At 68.2% G+C, this 22203-nt stretch carries 13 protein-coding genes and 1 riboswitch; of the genes, 8 read left to right on the forward strand and 5 right to left on the reverse strand.

Going from position 1 to position 22203, the window contains the following annotated elements; genetic code table 11:
- Nucleotides 1-342: 342 nt before the first annotated feature.
- Both ACWF9Z_RS05140 and ACWF9Z_RS05145 read left to right on the forward strand, forming a co-directional pair.
- Complete coding sequence (locus tag ACWF9Z_RS05140; protein ID WP_453597597.1) at nt 343-7608, forward strand: polymorphic toxin-type HINT domain-containing protein; 7266 nt, start codon at nt 343-345, stop codon at nt 7606-7608.
- Between the two features lie 9 nt (nt 7609-7617).
- Entirely contained in the window at nt 7618-8160 is a 543-nt protein-coding gene (locus tag ACWF9Z_RS05145; protein ID WP_453597599.1) for a hypothetical protein, read from the forward strand.
- Between the two features lie 254 nt (nt 8161-8414).
- On the opposite strand, the gene ACWF9Z_RS05150 is transcribed toward ACWF9Z_RS05145, so the two are convergent.
- The 5 genes from ACWF9Z_RS05150 to gcvT form a co-directional block, all read right to left on the reverse strand.
- Nucleotides 8415-9797 carry an L-serine ammonia-lyase gene (locus ACWF9Z_RS05150; protein WP_453597601.1) on the reverse strand — a complete coding sequence of 461 codons (1383 nt, stop codon included), beginning with the start codon at nt 9795-9797 and terminating at the stop codon, nt 8415-8417.
- A 143-nt stretch (nt 9798-9940) separates the two neighbouring features.
- On the reverse strand, nt 9941-11614 hold the full coding sequence (locus ACWF9Z_RS05155; protein ID WP_453597603.1) for an APC family permease: 1674 nt from the start codon (nt 11612-11614) through the stop codon (nt 9941-9943).
- Nucleotides 11615-11800: 186 nt separating this feature from the next.
- Nucleotides 11801-13057 (reverse strand): serine hydroxymethyltransferase, encoded by a 1257-nt coding sequence (glyA, locus tag ACWF9Z_RS05160; protein ID WP_453597605.1) that lies wholly within the window; start codon nt 13055-13057, stop codon nt 11801-11803.
- Nucleotides 13058-13073: 16 nt separating this feature from the next.
- Nucleotides 13074-13454: a glycine cleavage system protein GcvH gene (gene gcvH / locus ACWF9Z_RS05165; protein WP_453597607.1), complete on the reverse strand. Its 381-nt coding sequence runs from the start codon at nt 13452-13454 to the stop codon at nt 13074-13076.
- 160 nt (nt 13455-13614) lie between these two features.
- Nucleotides 13615-14730 carry a glycine cleavage system aminomethyltransferase GcvT gene (gene gcvT, locus ACWF9Z_RS05170; protein WP_453597609.1) on the reverse strand — a complete coding sequence of 372 codons (1116 nt, stop codon included), beginning with the start codon at nt 14728-14730 and terminating at the stop codon, nt 13615-13617.
- Between the two features lie 183 nt (nt 14731-14913).
- A riboswitch (glycine riboswitch) is annotated at nt 14914-15017 on the reverse strand.
- 338 nt (nt 15018-15355) lie between these two features.
- Here gcvT and ACWF9Z_RS05175 point away from each other — a divergent pair.
- The 6 genes from ACWF9Z_RS05175 to ACWF9Z_RS05200 all read left to right on the forward strand — a co-directional run bounded on the left by ACWF9Z_RS05175 (nt 15356) and on the right by ACWF9Z_RS05200 (nt 22189).
- A complete protein-coding gene (locus ACWF9Z_RS05175; RefSeq protein WP_453597611.1) occupies nt 15356-15967 on the forward strand; it encodes an AAA family ATPase in 612 nt (203 codons plus the stop codon).
- Nucleotides 15968-16146: 179 nt separating this feature from the next.
- Nucleotides 16147-16857 (forward strand): enhanced serine sensitivity protein SseB, encoded by a 711-nt coding sequence (locus tag ACWF9Z_RS05180; RefSeq protein ID WP_453597837.1) that lies wholly within the window; start codon nt 16147-16149, stop codon nt 16855-16857.
- Nucleotides 16858-16923: 66 nt separating this feature from the next.
- A complete protein-coding gene (locus ACWF9Z_RS05185) occupies nt 16924-17664 on the forward strand; it encodes an enhanced serine sensitivity protein SseB C-terminal domain-containing protein (protein ID WP_356655300.1) in 741 nt (246 codons plus the stop codon).
- A gap of 523 nt (nt 17665-18187) precedes the next feature.
- The gene (locus tag ACWF9Z_RS05190) at nt 18188-19180 is read left to right on the forward strand and encodes an ABC transporter permease (RefSeq protein ID WP_356655298.1); all 993 of its coding nucleotides are present in this window, start codon (nt 18188-18190) and stop codon (nt 19178-19180) included.
- A gap of 94 nt (nt 19181-19274) precedes the next feature.
- Complete coding sequence (locus tag ACWF9Z_RS05195; protein ID WP_453597839.1) at nt 19275-20990, forward strand: ABC transporter substrate-binding protein; 1716 nt, start codon at nt 19275-19277, stop codon at nt 20988-20990.
- A gap of 197 nt (nt 20991-21187) precedes the next feature.
- Nucleotides 21188-22189, forward strand: a complete 1002-nt coding sequence (locus ACWF9Z_RS05200; protein WP_453597614.1) for an ABC transporter permease — start codon at nt 21188-21190, stop codon at nt 22187-22189.
- Nucleotides 22190-22203: the final 14 nt, after the last annotated feature.

The raw sequence follows: 22203 nt of genomic DNA on the forward strand, positions 1-22203 counted from the left end.
TCGACTGATGAAGAAGATCGCCTCATGGGCAGAGGTCCTCGCTATGAGCGTCGGTGAACGAAGGTCACGCGCACGGTGCTTGTTGGCCAACAAATCTGTCAAAGCATTTGCAAGTCCATATGTCTGACTCACTCCCATTAGGGACATGTTGGTTGTCAAGTGAGATTGATCATGTAAGGAAATACTAAGGAAAGTCTGTACGAAACAACTACCCCTTCCTTAAGGTGCGCTGTCCGGATTACGTCAAAAACGGACTCTCTTGTTCCTTTCTGTGGGGGAAATTTGTTGTATCGTCAACGCAGTTTGTCGTCGCGCGCGCGCGCGAGACGGCCGCGAGTAGCGATGATCGCCGTGCTCGCGGTGTTCATCTCCGGCCTCGGGTTGCCCGCGGCCGAAGCGGCGGCGAAGCCGCCGAAGGTGTGGGTGCCGCCGAAAACGGCGCTCCCGCAGACCAAGCCCGTCAAGGGCTCGGAAGCCAAGCCCGTCAACGCCAAGGCGCCGGCCAGCAAGCCGTGGACCCTGGACGCGAAGGCCAAGGCTCCGGCCGGCTCCGCGACCGTTCCGCTCGCCTCGGCCGGCGGGTCCGGGAACGTGGCGGACGCAAAGCCCGTTCAGGCGGGCGAGCTTCCGGTATGGCTCTCCGCGCGTTCCGGCTCAAAGCCTTCCGCAAAGCTTTCCGAACTCGCGACCGCTCCTGCCGCCGGTAATGGCGGCTCGGGTGAGGGTTCGCTGCGGGTGGAGGTGAAGGACGAGGCGAAGACGCGTGCGGCGGGTGTCGAGGGTGCGCTCGTCGCCCTCACCGACGCCACGGGCGGATCGGCTTCGGGCAAGGTTCAGGTCGGCATCGACCTCTCCGCGTGGTCGAAGACGACCGGTGCGAACTGGGGTGACCGCGCGCGTGTGGTGCGGCTGCCGGACTGTGCGCTGACGACTCCGGGTGCGGCGGGTTGTACGGCGCGTATGCCGGTGGCCTCGCACAAGGACGCGTCGGGCCGTCTGGTGGCGGAGGTCGACGCGCCGAAGGCGGCCGCGGCCACTCCGAGCCTGCTGAAGTCTTCCTCGGGTGCGCAGTCGGCGCCCGCGGCGGCTCCGCAGATGATGGCGCCGCAGGCGGTCGCGCTCGCGGTGGAGCCGGGTCCGTCGGGTGCGAGCGGTGACTACACCGCGACCCCGCTGGCGCCTTCCGCTTCCTGGCAGGCCGGCTCGAACGCGGCGAACTTCACCTACGGCTACACGGTGGAGGTCCCGTCCTCCATCGCGGGCGCCGGACCGGACCTGGGCCTGGCCTACGACTCCTCGTCCATCGATGGCCGTACGGCGTCGACGAACGCGCAGGCGTCAGGTTTCGGTGAGGGCTGGGACTGGAGTCCCGGTTCCATCTCCCGTTCTTACAAGGGCTGCAAGGACGCGGGGATCGCGGAGTCGGGTGACGAGTGCTGGGCCGGTGACATCCTCAACCTGTCCATGGCGGGTCACGCGGGTCAGATCGTCCGTGACGACGCGACGTGCGTCTATCACCTTCAGGGTGAGGACGGCACGAAGATCGAGCGTCTGACCGGGCAGCGGAACGCTGCTTGGAAGGGTGAGGGTTTCAAGGTCACCACGACCGACGGGACCCAGTACTACTTCGGTTCCAACCGCCTGCCGGGCGGTGACGGCACCGACCCCGAAGCCAAGTCGGTTTCGACGGTTCCGGTGTACTTCAACAGCGGTCAGGACAAGTGCCTGGGCGCCGACACCCCTGCGAACGGTACGTGGCAGCAGCTGGGCTGGCAGTGGAACCTCGACTACGTCGTGGACCCGCACCAGAACCTGGTGACCTACCGCTACGAGCAGGAGGACAACTACTACGGGCGGGGCGGCGGCCAGAACAACGGCACCGGTACGTCCACGAAGTACCAGCGTGGTTCCTACGCGACGTGGATCGGCTACGGGCAGCGTCTGCCCGACCAGATCGCGGCGAAGGGCGCGGCGAAGCCGGCCGCCCAGATCACGATCACCAACGCAGAGCGTTGTGTCGTGGCGGGTGCGATCACCTGTGACCCGGCCCAGCGCGTCAAGGCGAACGCGAAGTCGTGGCCGGACACCCCGATCGACCAGGAGTGCGCGGCCACCGGTCAGTGCCTGAACCTTTCCCCGACGTACTTCACGACGAAGAAGTTCCCGCAGATCTACACCGAGGTGTGGACGGGCACGGCATGGACCAAGGTCGACACCTACGATCTGACGCAGTCGTTCCAGGACCCGGGTGACGGCACGTCCCCGACCCTGTGGATCGACAAGATCGAGCGGACCGGTTCGAACGGCAAGACCGCGATCAAGCTCCCGGCGGTCTCCTTCCAGGCGACGCAGTTCCCCAACCGTGTGGATGGTGTCGTCCGGCGCCCGGACGGTACGGATGCCTCCGCGCCCTCCTACCGTCGTCCGCGGATCCAGACGATCACCACCGAGACCGGTGGGCAGATCAACGTCGCCTACAAGGCGCCCGAGTGCTCCCGCCTCGCGGGCACGATGCCGTCCTCCGAGGACGGCAACACGATGGCCTGCATGCCGGTCAAGTGGTACCTGCCCGGCCAGTCCTTCGCGGACCCGGTCAACGACTGGTTCAACAAGGTCGTCGTCCAGTCCGTGACCCAGCAGGACAGGGTCGGCGGTCAGGTCTCCACGGTCACCGACTACGAGTACACCGGTGGCATCGCCTGGCACCGCAACGACTCCGAGTTCGCCGACCCCAAGACCCGCACCTGGGACCAGTTCCGCGGCTTCTCCACCGTCACCACCCGCACCGGTAACGGCAACGCGTCCGAGGCCCCCCGCACCAAGAACGTCACCACCTACCTGCGCGGCATGGACGGCGACGTCCTGGCCAACGGCACCAAGCGCAGCGTCAACGTCGGTGTTGCGCAGGGCGGGACCATCAAGGACGAGGACGTCCTGTCCGGGTTCGTCCGTCAGACCGAAACGTACGACCGGGACGGCGGGACGGTGGTCTCGGACGAGGTCACGACACCGTGGATCGGTCCGGTCACCGCGACCCGCGCCCAGTCCGCCGGCATGCCCGCGATCACGGCCCGCGCGGTGAACACCGCGAAGGTCACCAGCCGCGCGAAGCTCGCCAACGGCACCTGGCGTACGGCCGAGCGTTCGTCGACGTACGACAGCACGCTCACGACCCGCCCGCTTCAGGTGGACGACAACAGCGACATCTCCCGCACCGACCAGCGTCTGTGCACCACCTTCGAGTACCCGACCGGTCCCGGCGGCGCCGTCACCGAGCTCGCCTCCCGCACCCTGGTCATATCCGGTGTGTGTGGTCAGACCCCGACCGCGGCGAACACCGTGGGCGACACCCGCTCCCTCTTCGACGGTCTGGCCTACGGCCAGGTCGGAGCGACGGCGAACGGCACGGGCACCGAGGTCCTGGAGAAGTACGACACGGCGGGCAAGCCGGTCTACCGTCTCAACTCCACCTCCACCTACGACGCCTACGGCCGCGTCACCAGCAACACCAACAAGGTCCGCACCGACGCCACCCACCCCGGCGGCGCCGTCACCACGACCGAATACACCCCGGCCACGGGCGTCCTGCCGAGCACCGTGGCGCACACCAACCCGCTGGGTTGGAAGTCGACCACGACGCTCGACATCGGCCGTTCGCAGCCGCTCAAGAGCACCGACGAGAACAACCACGTCGCCGAACGCGACTACGACGCTCTCGGCAGAGTCGTTTCCATCTGGCAGCCCGGCCAGGAACGCGCGAACAACGCGCTGCCGGTCCGCAAGTACTCGTACACGATGAACGGCACCAACGCGCCGTCCGCCGTTCTGAGCCAGGCGCTCATGAACGACAACTCCTACACCTCCAGCTACTCCATCTACGACGGCCTCGGCCGGGTCCGCCAGACCCAGGCCACCGCACCCTCCGGTGTCGCCGGCCGCATGATCACCGACGCGCTCTTCGACTCGCACGGCCACCAGGTCAAGACCAGCTCGGCCTACTACACCGACCAGGGGTCGCCGTCCGGGGCCCTGTTCCTGCCCAACGGCGGAGTCCAGCCCGACAGCAAGATCCCGGCCCAGACCGTCCAGGTCTTCGACGGCCTCGGCCGCGTCACCGACTCCGTCTTCCAGTCCTTCGGCGTGGAGCAGTCCCGCTCCAAGACCGAGTACCCGGGCGCGGACGAGGTCCGCCAGACCCCGCCGGCTGGCGGATTCGCGACGGCGACCATCACCAACGGCCTCACCTCGGTCCTGCGCCAGTACAAGTCGAACACGCCCACGGGTGCCTACGACGAGACGACCTACGTCTCCAACAGCCAGGGCAAGGAGCTGTCGCGGAAGGACTCCGCGGGCAACGAGTGGACCTTCACCTACGACCTCCTCGGTCGTGTGGTGAAGACCACTGACCCGGACGCCGGCATCGGCAGCACGGTCTACGACGAGAGCAAGAACCTCGTCACCGCCACGGACGCCCGCGGCAAGAGCGCGACCACGGTCACGGACATCCTCGGCCGTACCCTGGCGACCTACGAGGGCAAGGCCGTCGATCCGACCAAGCAGGTCGGTGCGTTCACCTACGACACCAAGGCCCTGGGTAAGCCCGACTCCAGCACCCGCTACGTAGGCGGCAAGACGGGCAGCGCCTACACCATGGAGATCACCGGGTACGACGGAGGCTACCGCTCCCTCGGCACCAAGGTCACCATCCCCGACGTCGAAAAGGACTTGGCGGGCACCTACCAGACCGCCAACACCTATGACGCCTACGGGCAGCTGAAGACCACCGCCCTCCCCGGCATTCCCAAGGCCGGACAGGGGGGCGAAACCCTGACCTTCGGTATCGATGTCGCAGGCAACTTCACTTCGCTGAGCGGCAAGACCGGCCTCACCAAGACGCCGTACGTCGTGGACATGCGCTACGACCCCTACGGGCGCCCGATCCGCACCACCCTCGGCGACACCGGCATGCAGGTCGTCTCCACGACTGACTACGACGCGGGCACGGGACGTCCGGTCCGTTCAACTCTTGACAAGCAGACGGCCGCGACCGCGAGCGTGGACGTCCTGGACTACACCTACAACAAGGTCGGCGATCTCACCTCGATCGGTGACACCCAGGACGGCGCGAGCCGTGACCTGCAGTGCTTCACGCAGGATTACCTGGGCCGGCTGACCCAGGCCTGGACAGACACGGGCACCCAGACCACCGCCCCCCAGCCCAGCGTCCGCGGCATAGGCGGCTGCACCAACGCCACCGGGCCCGCTGTCGACGGCACCGGCAAGCCCAGCGTGGGTGGCCCTGCTCCGTACTGGCAGCAGTACACCTACGACAACCTCGGCAACCGCAAGAAGCTGGTCAAGAAGGACGTCACCGGCAACGCCGCCAAGGACACGACGGTCACCCAGACCTTCGGCACCGGCCCCAACACCCCCTCCACCGACCCGAAGACGGGCGGCGGCACGGGCGGCCCGCACGCGCTGATGACCTCCACGGAAACCAGCACCGCCGGAGGCACCAAGGTCACCTCCTACACCTACGACCAGTCCGGCAACACCGCCGGCATCACCACCACCGCCGGAACCAAGTCCCTGACCTGGAACGGCCAGGGCAAGCTCGACAAGATCGTCGGCACCGGTGAGAGCGCGGGCACCAGCTACGTCTACGACACCTCCGGCAACCAACTCATCCGCCGCGACCCCACCAGCACCACGCTGAGCATCGGCACCGACCAGATCACCCTGGACACCGCCAGCGGCAAGGTCTCCAACGTCCGCACCTACGCCGCACCCGGCGGCCTGTCCATCACCCGCACCACCAACACCGTCAGCGGCTCCTCGCTCACCTACCAGAGCTCGGACCACCACGGCACGGGCGGCGTCCAGTTCAAGGCCACCGACCTCACCCACATCCGCCGCCCGGCCGACCCGTTCGGCAACGAACGCGGCACCCAGCCCGCCCCCGGCGCCTGGGCCGGCGACAAGGGCTTCATCGGCGGCACCAAGGAGAAGGCCACCGGCTTCACCCTCCTCGGCGCCCGCGAATACGACCCCACCACCGGCCGCTTCATCAGCCCCGACCCCATCATCAACGCGGGCAACCCGCAGCAGTGGAACGCGTACGCGTACTCCGAGAACAACCCCGTCAACAAATCCGACGCGACAGGCCTGGAGAGCTGCTTCGGATACGGGTACTGCTCGGGCAGCAACGGCACGGACACCGGCTCCACATACGATCCGGACTGGTACGCAAAGCACCCCGGAAAGTCCGACGACGGCCCGGACGACACGGAGCTGAAGGAGTCCACGAAGAAGGTCTCCGACGCCAAGAAGAAGCGCGACCACCTCATCGACGAAGTCATCGACATCGTCGGCGACCTGATCGGATACAACGACGCCCGCGACTGCTTCACCAAGGGCGACGTCATGGCCTGCATCAACACGGCCCTGAACTTCGTTCCCTGGGGCAAACTCTTCAAGGCCGTCAAAATCGGCATCAAGGCCTTCAAGATCTACAAAGAAGTAAACAAGGCCTATGACGCCATCCACGAAGCCGAACGCGGAGCCGCCAAGGCCGCAGAGGCGTACAGCACAGCCAAAAAGGCGTTCAAGGAAGCCAGAGAGGCGGAGGCCAAGGCTGCCCAAGCCGGAGCGGAGAAGGCCGGGAAGGAAACAGCCAGCGACGCGGCCAGCACAGAAAGCCATGCAGCCAAGGAGGGCGCCGACGCGGAGGCCCACGGCGGGGGCTCTGACGCACCGGTAAGCCCGAAGTGCAACAGCTTCCCCTCCGGCGTCCAGGTGCTGATGGCCGACGGCACGGCCAAGCCCATCGAGGACGTCAAGAACGGCGACGTGGTCATGGCCACCGACCCGCAGACCGGCGAAACCCGTCCCGAAACCGTCACCACCACGATCACCACCCCGGACGACAAGGACTTCACCGACCTCACCCTCACCGACGAGGCCAGCCCCCGCGGCCCGCCCGCGAAGATCACCTCCACGTACCACCACCCCTACTGGAGCGAAACCCGTCGCCAGTGGATCGACGCCGGCGAACTCACCCCGGGCGAAAAGCTCCGTCAGCCTGACGGCACCGCCCTCACGGTCAAGGCGACACGCAACTACCCCTACGCCGTCACCACGCACAACCTCACCGTTGATGACCTGCATACGTACTATGTGCTGGCAGGTGCCACGCCGGTCCTCGTCCACAACTGCCCGATCTACTCCGAGATTGAGAATGGGCGACGCGGCGCTGCCTATGTCGAGATCACCCCGGAGTCGCTAGCCAAAAACGGTGGAACGCCGCCTGGCGGTAAGAAGCCCGACGGGTTCCGAAAGGGTGACTCGCGGGGGCACTTGATCGGGAAGCAGTTCGGTGGTTCTGGTACCGACATGCGGAACATCATTGCCCAGGGCAAGGATGTGAACAATGTGGCCATCAGTAATATCGAGGATATGATTGCAAAGTATGTGCGAGACACTGGGCGCACTGTCATCATGAGCGTCAGTCCTGTCTATGGTTCGGCAAAGTATCGAGCGGAGGCCGTACGCATTGAGGCCGTGGATGATTTTGGGTGGTCGTTCGACAAGACCATCCCCAACTTCTGAGGCCCAGTCATGAATCCACTTGATTCCCTGATCCGGCTCTGCCCGCCACCTGTCACGGGCGGATTTCTAGACGCGAATGACGGGAAGCTGCCGGGTGTACAGATCCCACCTGGTCATGCGGCCATGCTGGACGTCTACGGGCCTGGCAGTTTCAACGATTTCCTCTGGATTTACGGGAATTCGAACCCTGAAATCTGGCCGAATATCGAGATGCGCACTCGGGCATCGTCGGCGATGTTCATCCAGAATGACCTTTCAGGAGTGAGATCGGCTTTGGCTGGATTCGACGTCGATCCAGGAGAATTGATCGAGTGGGGAGGGACTGACAATGCAGACTGTCTCTTCTGGATTCCCTCGGGCCAGGCCGATTCCTGGCCGACGCTGATCATCGAGGCGGGTCAGCTTGACTTCATGGTGATCGAAGAGTCGTCACCAGAAGTAGTGTTGAGATTCCTTGAAGGGCGCCTCAACTGTCCATTCTTTCCTGCGGAGTTCATCGACCGCCCGCCGGAGTTCGAGAGTTGGACGGATGAAAGTTGGGTGGATGGCTGAATGTATCCCGGCGCAAGCAGCGTTCCATTCGAAGGTCGCAGGCTAGCTGACGCGGACACTTCACGCTGATCGGTCCGGCTGGGTTCGACTCCTGGCCGTCGAGGCGTCCAAAAATAGCCGGAAGCCCCATCGAAATATCATTTCGATGGGGCTTCTGGCTGTCGCGGCGGCAGGCTGCCCAAAGGCGCTAGATGGGGCGTGACTTGAAGAGTCACGCCCCATCGGCGTTGAGCGGGGTTACGCGGAATGCCGGGTCAGCACTCGATGACGTTGACCGCCAGGCCGCCGCGGGCGGTTTCCTTGTACTTGATCTTCATGTCCGCGCCGGTCTCCTTCATGGTCTTGATGACCTTGTCCAGGGAGACCTTGTGGCTGCCGTCGCCGCGCATGGCCATCTTGGCCGCCGTGACGGCCTTGACCGCCGCCATGCCGTTGCGCTCGATGCACGGGATCTGGACGAGGCCGCCGACCGGGTCGCAGGTCAGGCCGAGGTTGTGCTCCATGCCGATCTCGGCCGCGTTCTCCACCTGCTCCGGGGTGCCGCCCAGGACCTCCGCGAGGGCGCCGGCCGCCATCGAGCAGGCCGAGCCGACCTCGCCCTGGCAGCCGACCTCGGCGCCGGAGATCGAGGCGTTCTCCTTGAAGAGCATGCCGATCGCGCCCGCGGCGAGGAGGAAGCGGACCACGCCGTCCTCGTCCGCGCCCGGCACGAAGTTCATGTAGTAGTGCAGGACGGCGGGCAGGACGCCCGCCGCGCCGTTGGTGGGGGCCGTCACGACGCGGCCGCCCGCCGCGTTCTCCTCGTTGACCGCCATCGCGTAGATGGTCGCCCACTCGCTGCGGTGCATCATCGGGTCGCCCTCGGTGCGCAGCTGGCGCGCCGTGGAGGCGGCCCGGCGCTTGACCCGCAGGCCGCCGGGGAGGATGCCCTCGCGGGACATGCCGCGCGAGACGCAGGCCTGCATGACGCGCCAGATCTCCAGCAGACCCTCGCGGATCTCCTCCTCGGTGCGCCAGGTCTTCTCGTTCTCCAGCATCATCGAGGAGATCGAAAGCCCGGTCTCGTTCGCGAGGCGGAGCATCTCGTCGCCGCTGCGGAAGGGGTACTTCAGCACCGTGTCGTCGAGCTTGATCCGGTCCTCGCCGACCGCGTCCTCGTCCACGACGAAGCCGCCGCCCACCGAGTAGTACGTCTTCTCCAGCAGCGGGGTGCCGGCGGCGTCGTACGCGAAGAGCGTCATGCCGTTCGCGTGGTACGGCAGCGACCGCCGGCGGTGGAGGATCAGCTGGTTCGGCTCGTCGAAGGCGATCTCGTGGACATCGCCTATCTCCGTGCCCAGCAGCCGCAGGCGGCCCGTCGTACGGATGCGCTCGACCTCGTCGTCGGCGCTCTCCACGTCCACGGTGCGGGGGGAGTGGCCCTCGAGGCCCAGCAGGACGGCCTTGGGGGTGCCGTGGCCGTGTCCGGTCGCGCCCAGCGAGCCGAAGAGCTCCGCGCGGACGGACGCGGTCTGGGCCAGGAAGCCGTCCTTCTTGAGCCGGGTCACGAACATGCGCGCGGCGCGCATCGGTCCGACGGTGTGGGAGGAAGAGGGACCGATGCCGATCGAGAAGAGATCGAAGACGGAGATGGCCACGGTTGCGGACTCCTATGTCTGCTCGTGGGTGGAAAGCGGGGCAGGAGGGGTTGATCGGGTGGATCTGCGGATTTTGTCCGGCAGACGAGCTTAACGCGGTGAGGTGAACGGCTCGGCTGTCGGACGGGTCGAGGGGATGGTGGTCAGGCGTGGGACAGGGCGTGCTCCGGTACGTCGGTCGGGCCGGTCGCGCCGGTCGCGCCGGTTTCCGCGGCCTTCCCGGCCGGGGCGGCGTCCAGGATCGGGTCCGGCCCCGGAAGACCGGCACAGTGGGCCTTGACCCCGGACCGGACGGCCCAGAAGTAGAAGCCCAGGGCCGAGAGGCCCACGACGGTGATGTCCACACCGCCGGGGATGACCCCGTGGCCGCCGAATTCCTCGCTGCCGAGCGCCGAGAGGGTGCCCAGCCACAGCAGGAAGACGATCATCCACCAGGCCGGGGCGAACTGCCCGGCCAGGTTCTTCTCGCCCCTGCGCTTGAGCACCACGGCCGCGATCGGGGCGGCTACCAGGGTGAGCAGCACCACCTTGCCGGTGTCCGGCCACTTCGACCAGTACAGGGCGCAGGCGGCGAAGGCGAAGGTGACCGGGCAGAGGATCTTGGCCGCCGGCAGGCGGAAGGGGCGCGGCAGCTCGGGCTTCGTGACGCGGAAGACGCCGACCGCGATCGGGCCGATCAGGTACGAGACCACCATCGCGGCGGAGACGACGCTGGCCAGGGCCTCCCAGCTGTGGCCCACGGTGACCAGGAGCAGGACCGAGAAGCCGAGGTTGAGCCACATCGCGGGACGCGCGGTGCCGTACCTGGGGTGGACCTCCCGGATCTTCTTCGGGAAGAAGCCGGTGTCCGCGAGGCTCTGCGCCATGTACGAGGCCGAGGCGACGTTGCCGATGTTGGCGCCGGACGGCGAGATGAAGGCGCCGAACTGGAGCATCGTGACGACCCAGTGCAGCATCAGCATCTTGGCCAGGTCGGCGAACGGCGAGGAGAAGTTGATGCCGCTCCAGCCGCCGGCCTCGGCCAGCTTCTCCGGCGGGACACCGCCGATGAAGGCGATCTGCAGGGCCAGGTAGATGACGAGACCCAGCGAGAGCGCGCCGGCCAGGGCCAGCGGAATGGCGCGCCCGGGGTTCTTGGCGGCGCCGCCGAGGTTGACGACGGCCTGGAAGCCGTTGAAGGCGAAGACCACGCCGGAGGTGGTGACGGCGGTCATGACGGCGGACCAGCCGTTGGGCGCGAAGCCGCCGTGGTCGGTGAAGTTGCCCGGGTGGAAGCCGGAGGCGATCAGGGCGATCACGGCGAGCACCGGGATGGCGAACTTGACGAGGGTGAGCAGATTGTTCGCCTTGGCGAGCACCGCCACCGACCAGTAGCAGGCCAGCCACAGGGCGACGGTCAGGAACAGCGCCATCGCCATGCCGGAGGTGCTCAGGCCGCCGTCCTCGACCAGGCCCCTGGCCCAGCCGAAGTTCCAGGACGACATGTACTGCGTACCGGCGATGGACTCGATCGGGATCAGTGCGGCGATGGCGATCCAGACCGCCCAGCCGGTGATGAAGCCCAGCACCGGTCCGTGCGAGAGGGTGCCGAAGCGGGCCATCGAGCCGGGCAGCGGGTAGGCGGCGCCCACCTCCGCGTACGACATGGCGATCATGCCGATGAACACGGCCCCGATGATCCAGGCGACGATGGCCGCGGGCCCCGCGACGGCGGCGGCCTGGCCGGCGCCGAAGAGCCATCCCGAGCCGAAGATCGAGCCGAGCCCGATCATGATCAGGGCGAAAAGGCTGAGCCCTTTCCTGTTGGCCGCGCTCATGTCCATGAGGTGTGCTGTCCGTCCTGCCGAGGGGACCGTCGAGTCCGGCGACTCCTTATTCGCAGCCTATTTGCCATGAAATAAAACGAATCAGTGGCGATCGGCAGGTTCCGTCGGGCCTTTGGTCATGAGAGGGGCCCGGAGCCCGTGGACGAACAGGCAGGCACCGGGCCCCTCACGGTGACGTCAGAGCGTCGGGTACAGCGGGTACTTCGCGGCGAGCGCCGAGACGCGCGCCTTCAGCGAGTCGCCGTCGAAGGCCGGCTTCAGCGCGGCCGCGATGATCTCCGCGACCTCCGTGAAGTCCTCCGCGCCGAAACCGCGCGTGGCCAGGGCCGGGGTACCGATCCGCAGGCCGGAGGTGACCATCGGCGGGCGCGGGTCGTTCGGGATGGCGTTCCGGTTGACCGTGATGCCGATCTCGTGGAGCCGGTCCTCGGCCTGCTGGCCGTCCAGCTCGGAGTTGCGCAGGTCGACCAGGACCAGGTGGACGTCCGTACCGCCGGAGAGGACGGACACGCCGACCTCGGTGACGTCCGGCTGCACCAGGCGCTCGGCGATGATCTTCGCGCCGGCCAGGGTGCGCTCCTGGCGCTCCTTGAACTCGGGCGAGGCCGCGACCTTGAAGGAGACGGCCTTGGCCGCGATCACGTGCTCCAGCGGGCCGCCCTGCTGGCCCGGGAAGACCGCGGAGTTGATCTTCTTGGCCAGCTCCTGCGTCGACAGGATGACACCGCCGCGCGGACCGCCGAGGGTCTTGTGCGTGGTGGTGGTCACGACGTGGGCGTGCGGCACCGGGTTCGGGTGCAGACCCGCGGCGACCAGGCCGGCGAAGTGGGCCATGTCGACCATCAGGTACGCGCCGACCTCGTCCGCGATGCGGCGGAAGGCGGCGAAGTCCAGCTGGCGCGGGTAGGCGGACCAGCCCGCGACGATCAGCTGCGGCTTGGACTCCTTGGCGAGGCGCTCGACCTCGGCCATGTCGACCTGGCCGGTCTCGTCGACGTGGTACGGGACCACGTTGTAGAGCTTGCCGGAGAAGTTGATCTTCATGCCGTGGGTCAGGTGACCGCCGTGGGCCAGGTTCAGGCCCATGATCGTGTCGCCCGGCTTCAGCAGCGCGAACATCGCGGCCGCGTTGGCCTGCGCACCCGAGTGGGGCTGCACGTTCGCGGCCTCGGCGCCGAACAGCGCCTTGATGCGGTCGATCGCGATCTGCTCGATGACGTCCACGTGCTCGCAGCCACCGTAGTAGCGGCGGCCGGGGTAGCCCTCGGCGTACTTGTTGGTCAGGACCGAGCCCTGGGCCTCCATGACGGCGATCGGAGCGAAGTTCTCCGACGCGATCATTTCCAGGGTCGACTGCTGGCGCACGAGTTCGGCGTCGACAGCGGCGGCGACGTCCGGGTCGAGCTCGTGGAGAGGGGTGTTCATTGCAGACATCTTCGATCCCTCGGGGTCAGTTGCCGGAGGTGAGCTTGGCGTACTCGTCCACGGAGAGCAGGTCGGCCGGCTCCTCCGTGACGCGCACCTTGAAGAGCCAGCCACCCTCGAAGGGGGCCGAGTTCACCAGGGACGGGTCGTCCACGACGTCCTGGTTGGACTCGACGATCTCGCCGGTGACGGGGGAGTACAGGTCGCTGACCGACTTGGTCGACTCCAGCTCGCCACAGGTCTCGCCTGCCGTCACCGTGTCGCCGACCTCGGGGAGCTGGGCGTATACGACGTCACCGAGCGCGTTGGCCGCGAACTCCGTGATGCCGACCGTCGAGACGCCGTCCTCGGCGACCGACAGCCACTCGTGCTCCTTGCTGTAACGCAGCTGCTGGGGGTTGCTCATGACCTGATTCTCCTGGATGCGGGGGAGTGGATACGAACGGTGGTCTCGCGTACCGAGACGGACCGGGAAGGACCGGGACGGAGTGCGGGCGCGAGGGCGTACGGGAACCCGTGCGGGAGCCCCTGCGGGGCGGCCCGAACGGCAGCGGTCCCGTACAGAGTTACTTCTGCCGCTTGTAGAACGGCAGAGCCACGACCTCGTACGCCTCATGCGTACCGCGAATGTCCACGCCGACGCCGGAGGTGCCGGGCGCGGCGTGCGCCGCGTCGACATAGGCCATCGCGATCGGCTTGCCCAGCGTCGGGGACGGGGCGCCCGAGGTGACCTCGCCGATGACCTGGCCGTCGAACGTGACGGCGAAGCCGGCGCGCGGGACGCGGCGGCCCTCGGCGATCAGGCCTACCAGCTTGCGCGGCGGGTTGGCGGCGGCGCGCTCGGCGGCGGCCTCCAGGGCGGCGCGGCCGATGAAGTCGCCTTCCTTCTCGAACTTCACGACCCGGCCCAGACCCGCGTCGAACGGGGTGAGGGAGGTGGTGAGCTCGTGCCCGTACAGCGGCATGCCCGCCTCCAGGCGCAGCGTGTCGCGGCAGGACAGGCCCGCGGGCACCAGGCCGACGCCCTCGCCCGCCTTGGTCAGCGCCTGCCACAGCTCCACGGCGTGCTCGGGGGCGACGAACAGCTCGAAGCCGTCCTCACCGGTGTAACCGGTGCGGGCGATCAGCGCGGGCACCCCGGCGACCGTGCCCGGCAGGCCGGCGTAGTACTTCAGCCCGTCCAGGTCGGCGTCGGTGAGGGAGGCCAGGATGCCCGGGGACTCCGGACCCTGTACCGCGAGCAGCGCGTACGCGTCGCGGTCGTCGCGGACCTCGGCGTCGAAGCCGGCGGCGCGCTCGGTGATCGTGTCGAGGACGACCTGCGCGTTGGAGGCGTTCGCGACGACCATGAACTCGTCCTCGCCGAGGCGGTAGACGATCAGGTCGTCGATGATCCCGCCGTCTTCCTGGCAGATGTGCGTGTAGCGGGCGCGGCCGACACCGACGGTGGAGATGTTGCCCACCAGCGCGTAGTCGAGGACCTTGACGGCCTCGGGGCCGGTCAGGGTGATCTCGCCCATGTGGGAGAGGTCGAACAGGCCGGCCTTGGTGCGGACGGCGTTGTGCTCGTCGCGCTCACTGCTGTACCGCAGCGGCATGTCCCAGCCCGCGAAATCGGTCATGGTCGCACCGAGCGAACGGTGCAGCGCATCGAGGGCGGTCAGGCGGGGGGCAGTGCTCATGGGTGTGGCTCCCGGGTCCCAGGGCATGACATGACGAGGAGGAGTTCCTCCCCATCTGTCATCGGAACCTGAGAGGTTCGCCGAGAGTTCCCCGCTTCCGGGGGAAGGTCGTCGACTTGCACCTTGGGTGGAGCAGCGCCGGTGCCCTCACGGGCGGTGGCGCGGCTCGCTTTTCAGATCTGCCTCATCCACGCGGTACGGGGCCTGAGAGATTCAAGGGAGGTACTTGCTCCTTCGGCGCCCGGACGCGGCCTTGCGGCCCGCCGGGACTCTCCCGCGTGGATTCAAGCGGCCGGTATGCAGTTGGTGTCCAGATGGCGCACATCATTGCACGGCGTGCGGCCGAATGGGGGAGGGGGTCCGTAAGCGGAGCGGAACCGGTGGTGCCGGATTACCGTCTCTTTACACTCAGGGGGACGGGTTCCGGTGACCCGACGCGGGGGAGGCGATCACTGTGCGGAGATTCGGAGCACTGACAGCAGCGAGCACGGCAGCGGGCGCGGCGACGGACACGGCGACGAGTGCGGCGGCGAGCGCGGCAGCGGGCACGGGGGCGGGCGCTCCCTCGAGTACGGCCACGGGCGCGGAAGCCGATCAGGGGACCGCGGAGGGCGGCGCGGCCGGGGTGCCCACGCAGCGCGGCGCGGCGCGGGCGCCGTCCGCGCCGGCGACGGCGGCCGTACGGGACCTGCGCGCGGTGGCCGGCCCCGGCCGGCTGCGCTTCGCCGACGGCGACATCGTGGTCGTGTCCGGACTGCCCGGCGGCGGCAAGAGCACCCTGATCAAGCGGGCCGCGCAGGGCGGCGGCATCGACTCCCAGGACGCGCGCGAGCGGTGGGAGCGCCGGATGCCGGCCCCCGTGCCGTACGCGGTGTACCGGCCGGCCGTCCGGATCGCCCACTACTGGGGGCTGTGGCGGGTGCTCCGCTCCGGAGCCTCGGCCGTGGTCCACGACTGCGGGACGCAGAGCTGGGTGCGGGCCGTCCTCGCCGGGGCCGCCCGGCGCCGGGGCCGCGCGCTGCACCTGGTGCTCCTGGACACCACCCCCGAGGAGGCCAGGGCCGGGCAGGCGGCGCGCGGGCGGGGGGTGTCGGCGTACGCCTTCGCCCGGCACCGGGGCGCGGTGGCCCGGCTGCTGCGCGAGGCGGAGTCGGGCCGTCCGCCGGCCGGCTGCGCGTCGGTGGTCCTCCTGGACCGGCCGGCGGCGTCCCGCCTGACGGAGATCGGGTTCCGGTAGCCCCGCGGCCCCGGCGGCAGCCGCCCCCGGGCCGGGCGGGAGCCGCCCCGGCCCCGGGCGACCGCCCCGACGGCCCGCGACCGGCCCGCGACCGCCCGCCGCGGCCCGGCCCCCGGCGGGCGGGGCGCCGCCGACCGTTAACCTCGGGGCGGACAAGCGTGAACGAAGCGGAGGCGTACATGTGGCCGGGTAACGAGCTGGAGCAGGTGCTCGGGGCGGCGCTGGGGCAGGCGGACGCCGGCGGGCGGATCGTCGAGGTGCTCGGGCGCAGCCACGTGTGGATCCCGCTGCCCGGTGGCGTCGGCAGCCTGAACCTGCCCACCATGGAGATCAACGGCGCCGCGTACGTCCCCGTCTACAGCTCCGAGGAGCAGTTCCGCGCCTGCGCCGGACCGGCCATGGACTTCGCCGTGGCCCCCGCCGTGGACTTCGCCCGGGGCCTGCCCCCGCAGCTGGGCATCGCGCTCAACCCCGAGGGAGCCGTCGGCGCCCCGCTGCCCCCGCCCGCCGTCGCCGAGCTCTGCCGCGTCGGCCGGAGCCCGCTCGACGGCGCCGCCACCGGCGGCCGGGTCCGGCTCTTCGAACCCGACTGGCAGCAGGACCCGGTGGACTTCCTGGCCGCCGCCGCGGAGGAGTTCCGGGCCACCGGGGTGGTCACGGCCGCCTACCGCTGCCTGGCCAGCGTCGAGGGCGGGGCCCCGGAGCTGTACGTCGGCGTCCAGCTGGTGGGATGGGAGGCCGGCATGCGAAACGCCCCGATGGAGGCCCTGGGCCGCGCCCTGGCGCGCGTACCGGCCCCCTGGCCTGTGCAGTTGATCCTCCTCGACGCCGCCGAGGACCCGGTCGTCGACTTCATCCGTGAGCGCGTGCGCCCCTTCTACCTGCCGTAGGCACGCTTAAGCTGGTGTGGACACGGGTGGGCGACGGGCGGACGAACAGACGAAGAGGGGTACCGGGTGAGTGCGTCAGGCACGGCCGCGGTCGGGCAGGTCGAGCACATGCTGCGCCAGGTGACTCCCGGGCGCTACGAAAGCTACGAGTCGCTCCTGCACGCCCTCGCCGAGGGCCGGCTGTGGATGCTGCTCTGGCAAGGGCAGCCCGGTTCCCCGGATGCCCAGTACGGCGGCATGGAGGTGGAGAACCTCGGTTACGCGCCCTGCGTGACCTCTCCCCAGGAGCTGGCCGCCAGTGGCTGGAACCGGGGCTACGAGGTGGTCACCGGCCGGGACATCGCCCGCGCCCTCTACCCCGACCGCTGGGGGCTGTGGCTCAATCCCCACGCCCAGGGCGGCGGCGTCGGCATCCCCTGGGCCGATCTGCGCCGGATCGCCACCGGCCTCGACCGGATGCCCGCGGGGCCGCTGCGGCTGTCCGAGCCCGCCCTGGAACTCCCGCAGTTCTACGGGCTGCTCACGCAGCACGCGCACCGCACGCCCGCCGTCCGCTCGCTGCGCCGCGCCTGGGTGCAGCCCGCGCTCGGGTCTCCCTACCTCGCCGTCGGGCTCGACCTCTACGACGCCTCCGCGCCCGCGCTGGAGTCCGTACGGGAGATGATGCGCCAGTCGGTGGGCGTGGTCCCCGAGGGAGTGCCCGTGTGCACGGTCGCGCTCGCGGACGAGCACGACCCCGTGGCGATGTGGCTCCGGGCGCAGACGAGGCCCTTCTACGACCGCGAGGGACAGGCGGCCGGTTACTGAGACATCGGTATCAAGCCATTCGAGGCCGCACGGAACGAGCGTTCCGTGCGGTCTTTGCGTTGTCCTGATTTCGCCGCTGATGTACGTCCAATAGGCATGCTGGTACGACGAGTTGGGCGCCATGTCCCATTCCGTACCGAACGCACGGTCTTGCTCCGCTGAGGCGCCAGCGAAGTCCGGATAACGGGAACTCGGCCCTCACATCACGGTTGCGCATCCATTCACCTGCGGGTCTGGCGGCTGATCGAGCGCCCGATGAAGACTCCCCACCCAAGAGCAGGTCAGTCCTCCCGGAAGCGGATGCGCCACGGGAAATTTGCTCGTCGTTTCGCACAGCATCACCCGCACCACCAGCTACGCCAGTACTGCCAGCACCGCACGGCATCGAGTACGCCCCGCGCGCACTCGGGCCCTCCCGCACTCCTTCCAGTACTCCGCACTCCGAGCGCCACTCCGCACCAACGCCGCCACAGCGGCGGGCATGGGCCGGCCCACCCGTCGGCCGAGAGGGGTCCCCACCACGATGACGGCACCACTGCATGACACGAGCGCGGAGACTCCCGCACCCGTGTCCGTAGCCGACGTCCCAGCCAAGGCCATCGAAGGCCGCTCGCCCGGCCGCATCGCCTGGATGCGGCTCAAGCGCGACAAGATCGCGCTGACGGGCGGCGTGGTCGTGATCCTCCTGATCCTGGTGGCGGTCTTCGCCCCGCTGATCGTGAGCCTGCTGGGCCACCCGCCCAACGAGTTCCACGAGGATCTCCTCGACCCGGAATTCGGCACACCGCTCGGGTCCTTCGGCGGCATCAGCCCCGATTACCTGCTGGGCGTCGAACCGACCAACGGGCGCGACGTGTTCAGCCGGATCGTCTTCGGCGCCCGCATCTCCCTGGTCGTCGCGTTCCTCGCCGCCTTCGTCTCCGTCGTCCTCGGCAGCCTGCTGGGCGCCCTGGCCGGCTTCCTCGGCGGCTGGGTCGACGGCCTCATCAGCCGCACGATGGACCTGCTGCTGGCCTTCCCGCAGCTTCTCTTCACCATCTCCCTGGTCTCCGTGGTCCCCAACTCCCTCTGGGGCTTCACCGGTTCCGGCGTCCGCATGGGCGTACTCGTCGTCGTCATCGGCTTCTTCGGGTGGCCCTACATCGGCCGCATCGTGCGGGGCCAGACGATCTCGCTGCGCGAACGCGAGTACGTCGAGGCGGCGCGCAGCCTGGGCGCCGGCCGCGGCTACATCCTGATCAAGGAGCTGCTGCCGAACCTGTTCGCGCCGATCCTCGTCTACACGACGCTGATCATCCCGACGAACATCCTGACGGAGGCGGCCCTCAGCTTCCTCGGTGCCGGCGTCAAGCCGCCCACCGCCTCCTGGGGAAAGATGCTGTCGGATGCCATCCCCATCTACCAGGACGACCCCATGTACATGGTGGTCCCGGGTATGACGATCTTCATCACCGTCCTGGCGTTCAACCTCTTCGGGGACGGGCTGCGCGACGCACTCGACCCCAAGGGCAGCTGAACCGCTTCAACGATTCACCCACCAATGGAGGTTGAACAACGTGATCCGCAGAAAGAAGGCGCTCGCGATCACCGCGGTGGTCGCTGCCCTGTCGATGTCCGCCGTGGCGTGCTCCAAGGACGACGCCAAGAAGCCCTCTGAGGGCAAGCCGGCCGCCGGTGCCAGCGGCTTCAACGCCGCGACCACGGGCATCGTGAACCCGTCGACCACCAAGGGCGGAGAGCTCAAGCTCTGGTCCCCCCAGGACGTCGACTACCTCGACCCGGCGCGCGCCTACTACGGCTTCGTGTGGAACCTGCAGCGGCTCTACATCCGCCAGCTGTTCGCGTACGACAGCAAGCCGGGCGCCGCGGGCACCAAGCTGGTCCCGGACCTCGCCGCGGCCGACCCGGTCCTGAGCAACGACGGCAAGACGTACACCGTCAAGATCAAGGACGGCGTCAAGTTCGAGGACGGCACGCCGATCACCTCGAAGGACTTCAAGTACGGCATCGAGCGCGTCTTCGCGCAGGACGTGCTGTCGGGCGGTCCCACCTACCTGATCGACATACTCGACCAGGGCCAGAAGTACCCCGGCCCGTACAAGGACACCGACCCCGGCAAGATGGGTCTGAAGTCCGTCGAGACGCCGGACGACAAGACGATCGTCTTCAACCTGGCGAGCGCCAACTCCGACTTCAAGTACCTGCTGGCCATGCCCTCGTCCTCCCCGGTCCCCGCGGGCAAGGACACGGGCGCCACCTACACCAACAAGCCGGTCGCCACCGGTCCTTACAAGGTGTCGGAGTTCACGGCGAGCAAGGGCGCGACCTTCGTCCGCAACGAGAACTGGGACCCGGCGACGGACACGATCCGCACGGGCCTGCCGGACACGGTCTCCTTCACGGTGACCACCAACCCGGACGACATGGACGCGCGTCTGCTCTCCGGTGACATCGACCTCGCGGTCGACGGCACGGGCATGCAGGCCGCCGGCAAGAACAAGGTCCTCAAGGACGAGGCGCTCAAGGCCAACGCGGACAACCCGTTCACGGGCTACATCCGCTACTTCGCCTTCCCGACGACCGTCGCTCCGTTCGACAACGTCGAGTGCCGCAAGGCCGTCATCTACGCGGCCGACAGCAAGTCCCTGCAGACCGCCCGCGGTGGCCCGACCAGTGGTGACCTCGGCGCGAACATGCTGCCGCCCGGCATCCCCGGTGCCGACAAGAAGTACGACCCGTACGGCCTGACCAAGGGCGAGCCGCAGATCGAGAAGGCCAAGGAAGCCCTCAAGGCCTGTGGCAAGCCGGACGGTTTCACGACCACCATCGCGGTCCGCAACAACCGCGCCCCCGAGGTGAAGTCCGCGGAGTCCCTGCAGGCGGCCCTCGACAAGGTCGGCATCAAGGTCACGATCGACCAGTACGACGGCAAGCTCTCCTCCTCCGTCATCGGTTCGCCGGAGAACGTGAAGGCCAAGGGCTACGGCATCATCGTGATGGGCTGGGGCGCCGACTACAACTCCGGCTCGGGCTTCCTGCAGCCGCTGGTCGACGGGTCGTTCATCCTGCCGAACGGCAACAACAACTACACCATGATCAACGACCCTGAGATCAACGGGCTGTTCAAGACCGCCGCTGCCGCCGCCACCCCGGAAGCCGCCGCGCCGTTCTACACCCAGATCAACCAGAAGGTCATGGAGAAGGCGCTGTACCTGCCGATCAACTTCGACAAGGCCTTCGTCTACCACAACCCGCGCCTGACCAACGTCTACTTCAACGACTCCCTGGGCAAGATCGACCTTGCCACCCTCGGCGTCGCGAAGTAGTCAGTCGCAGCCGCACCACGGTTCGCAGGCCGCCCGACTCGTCCGATCGATCGGGCGGCCGACCGTACGGCTCGTCAGACACCAGCTGGTTACGCCTTCACCGCACATGCGCTAGTCCGAAGGGCAGGTGAAGGCCGCAGGCGGCGGTTGCCGTCCCCACAAGGGGCGGCGGCCGTCGGCCCGAGCGGCCGACTGCAGTGCTCGTCTACCTCATACGGCGACTTTTCAACGTCGTCGCAACGCTGCTGGTGGTCTCCGCGGTCACCTTCGGCATCTTCTTCGCGGTCCCGAAGCTGACCGGCAGCGACCCGGCGCTCATGTATGCCGGACGCGAGACCAACGCGACCGCCCTGGCGGGCATCCGGGTCAAGATGGGCTTCGACAAGCCCATCTCCGAGCAGTACCTGATCTTCATGAAGGGCATCTTCACCGGCCGCGACTACGACGGCGGCACCGAGATCACGCACTGCTCGGCCCCGTGCTTCGGCTACTCCTTCAAGACCGAGGTCCCCGTCTGGGACACCCTGGTCGACCGCATGCCGGTCACCCTGTCGCTCGCGCTCGGCGCGGCCGTCATCTGGCTGATCGCGGGCGTGGCCACCGGTGTGATCTCCGCGCTCAAGCGCCGGACCGCCGTCGACCGCACCGTCATGGTCGGAGCCCTCGCCGGCGTCTCCCTGCCGATCTTCTTCACCGGCATGGTGGCCCCCGCGGTCTTCGTCTACGGCCTCGGCTGGCTGGACGTCTCCAACTACAAACCGCTCACCGAGGATCCAGGGGCCTGGCTCAACTCCCTGATCCTGCCCTGGGTGACCCTGGCCTTCCTCTTCGCCGCCACCTACGCCCGCATCACCCGCGCCACGATGCTGGACGTGCTCGGCGAGGACTACATCCGCACCGCCCGCGCCAAGGGGCTCAAGGAGGGCGTGGTCATCCGCAAGCACGCCCTGCGCTCCACGCTGACCCCGGTCGTCACCATGTTCGGCCTCGACCTCGGCGGACTCCTCGGCGGCGCGGTGCTCACCGAGACGACCTTCAACTTCCAGGGTCTGGGGACGGCGGCCGTCGCCGCCATCAGCGCGGGCGACCTCCCGGTGATCATGGGTGTCACCCTGCTCGCCGCGCTGTTCGTGGTGCTGGCCAACCTGATCGTGGACCTGCTGTACGCCGTCATCGACCCGCGCGTGAGGCTGACGTGACCGAGAACCACACC

It is taken from the genome of Streptomyces sp. NPDC054961 (genome assembly GCF_053609145.1).

Excerpts from the sequence above, each read along its gene's own strand:
- ACWF9Z_RS05140 (WP_453597597.1), top strand. The coding sequence starts at position 343 with ATGATCGCCGTGCTCGCGGTGTTCATCTCCGGCCTCGGGTTGCCCGCG.
- ACWF9Z_RS05145 (WP_453597599.1), top strand. The coding sequence starts at position 7,618 with ATGAATCCACTTGATTCCCTGATCCGGCTCTGCCCGCCACCTGTCACG.
- ACWF9Z_RS05155 (WP_453597603.1), bottom strand. The coding sequence starts at position 11,614 with ATGAGCGCGGCCAACAGGAAAGGGCTCAGCCTTTTCGCCCTGATCATG.
- glyA (WP_453597605.1), bottom strand. The coding sequence starts at position 13,057 with ATGTCTGCAATGAACACCCCTCTCCACGAGCTCGACCCGGACGTCGCC.
- gcvH (WP_453597607.1), bottom strand. The coding sequence starts at position 13,454 with ATGAGCAACCCCCAGCAGCTGCGTTACAGCAAGGAGCACGAGTGGCTG.
- gcvT (WP_453597609.1), bottom strand. The coding sequence starts at position 14,730 with ATGAGCACTGCCCCCCGCCTGACCGCCCTCGATGCGCTGCACCGTTCG.
- ACWF9Z_RS05180 (WP_453597837.1), top strand. The coding sequence starts at position 16,147 with ATGTGGCCGGGTAACGAGCTGGAGCAGGTGCTCGGGGCGGCGCTGGGG.
- ACWF9Z_RS05190 (WP_356655298.1), top strand. The coding sequence starts at position 18,188 with ATGACGGCACCACTGCATGACACGAGCGCGGAGACTCCCGCACCCGTG.
- ACWF9Z_RS05195 (WP_453597839.1), top strand. The coding sequence starts at position 19,275 with ATGTCCGCCGTGGCGTGCTCCAAGGACGACGCCAAGAAGCCCTCTGAG.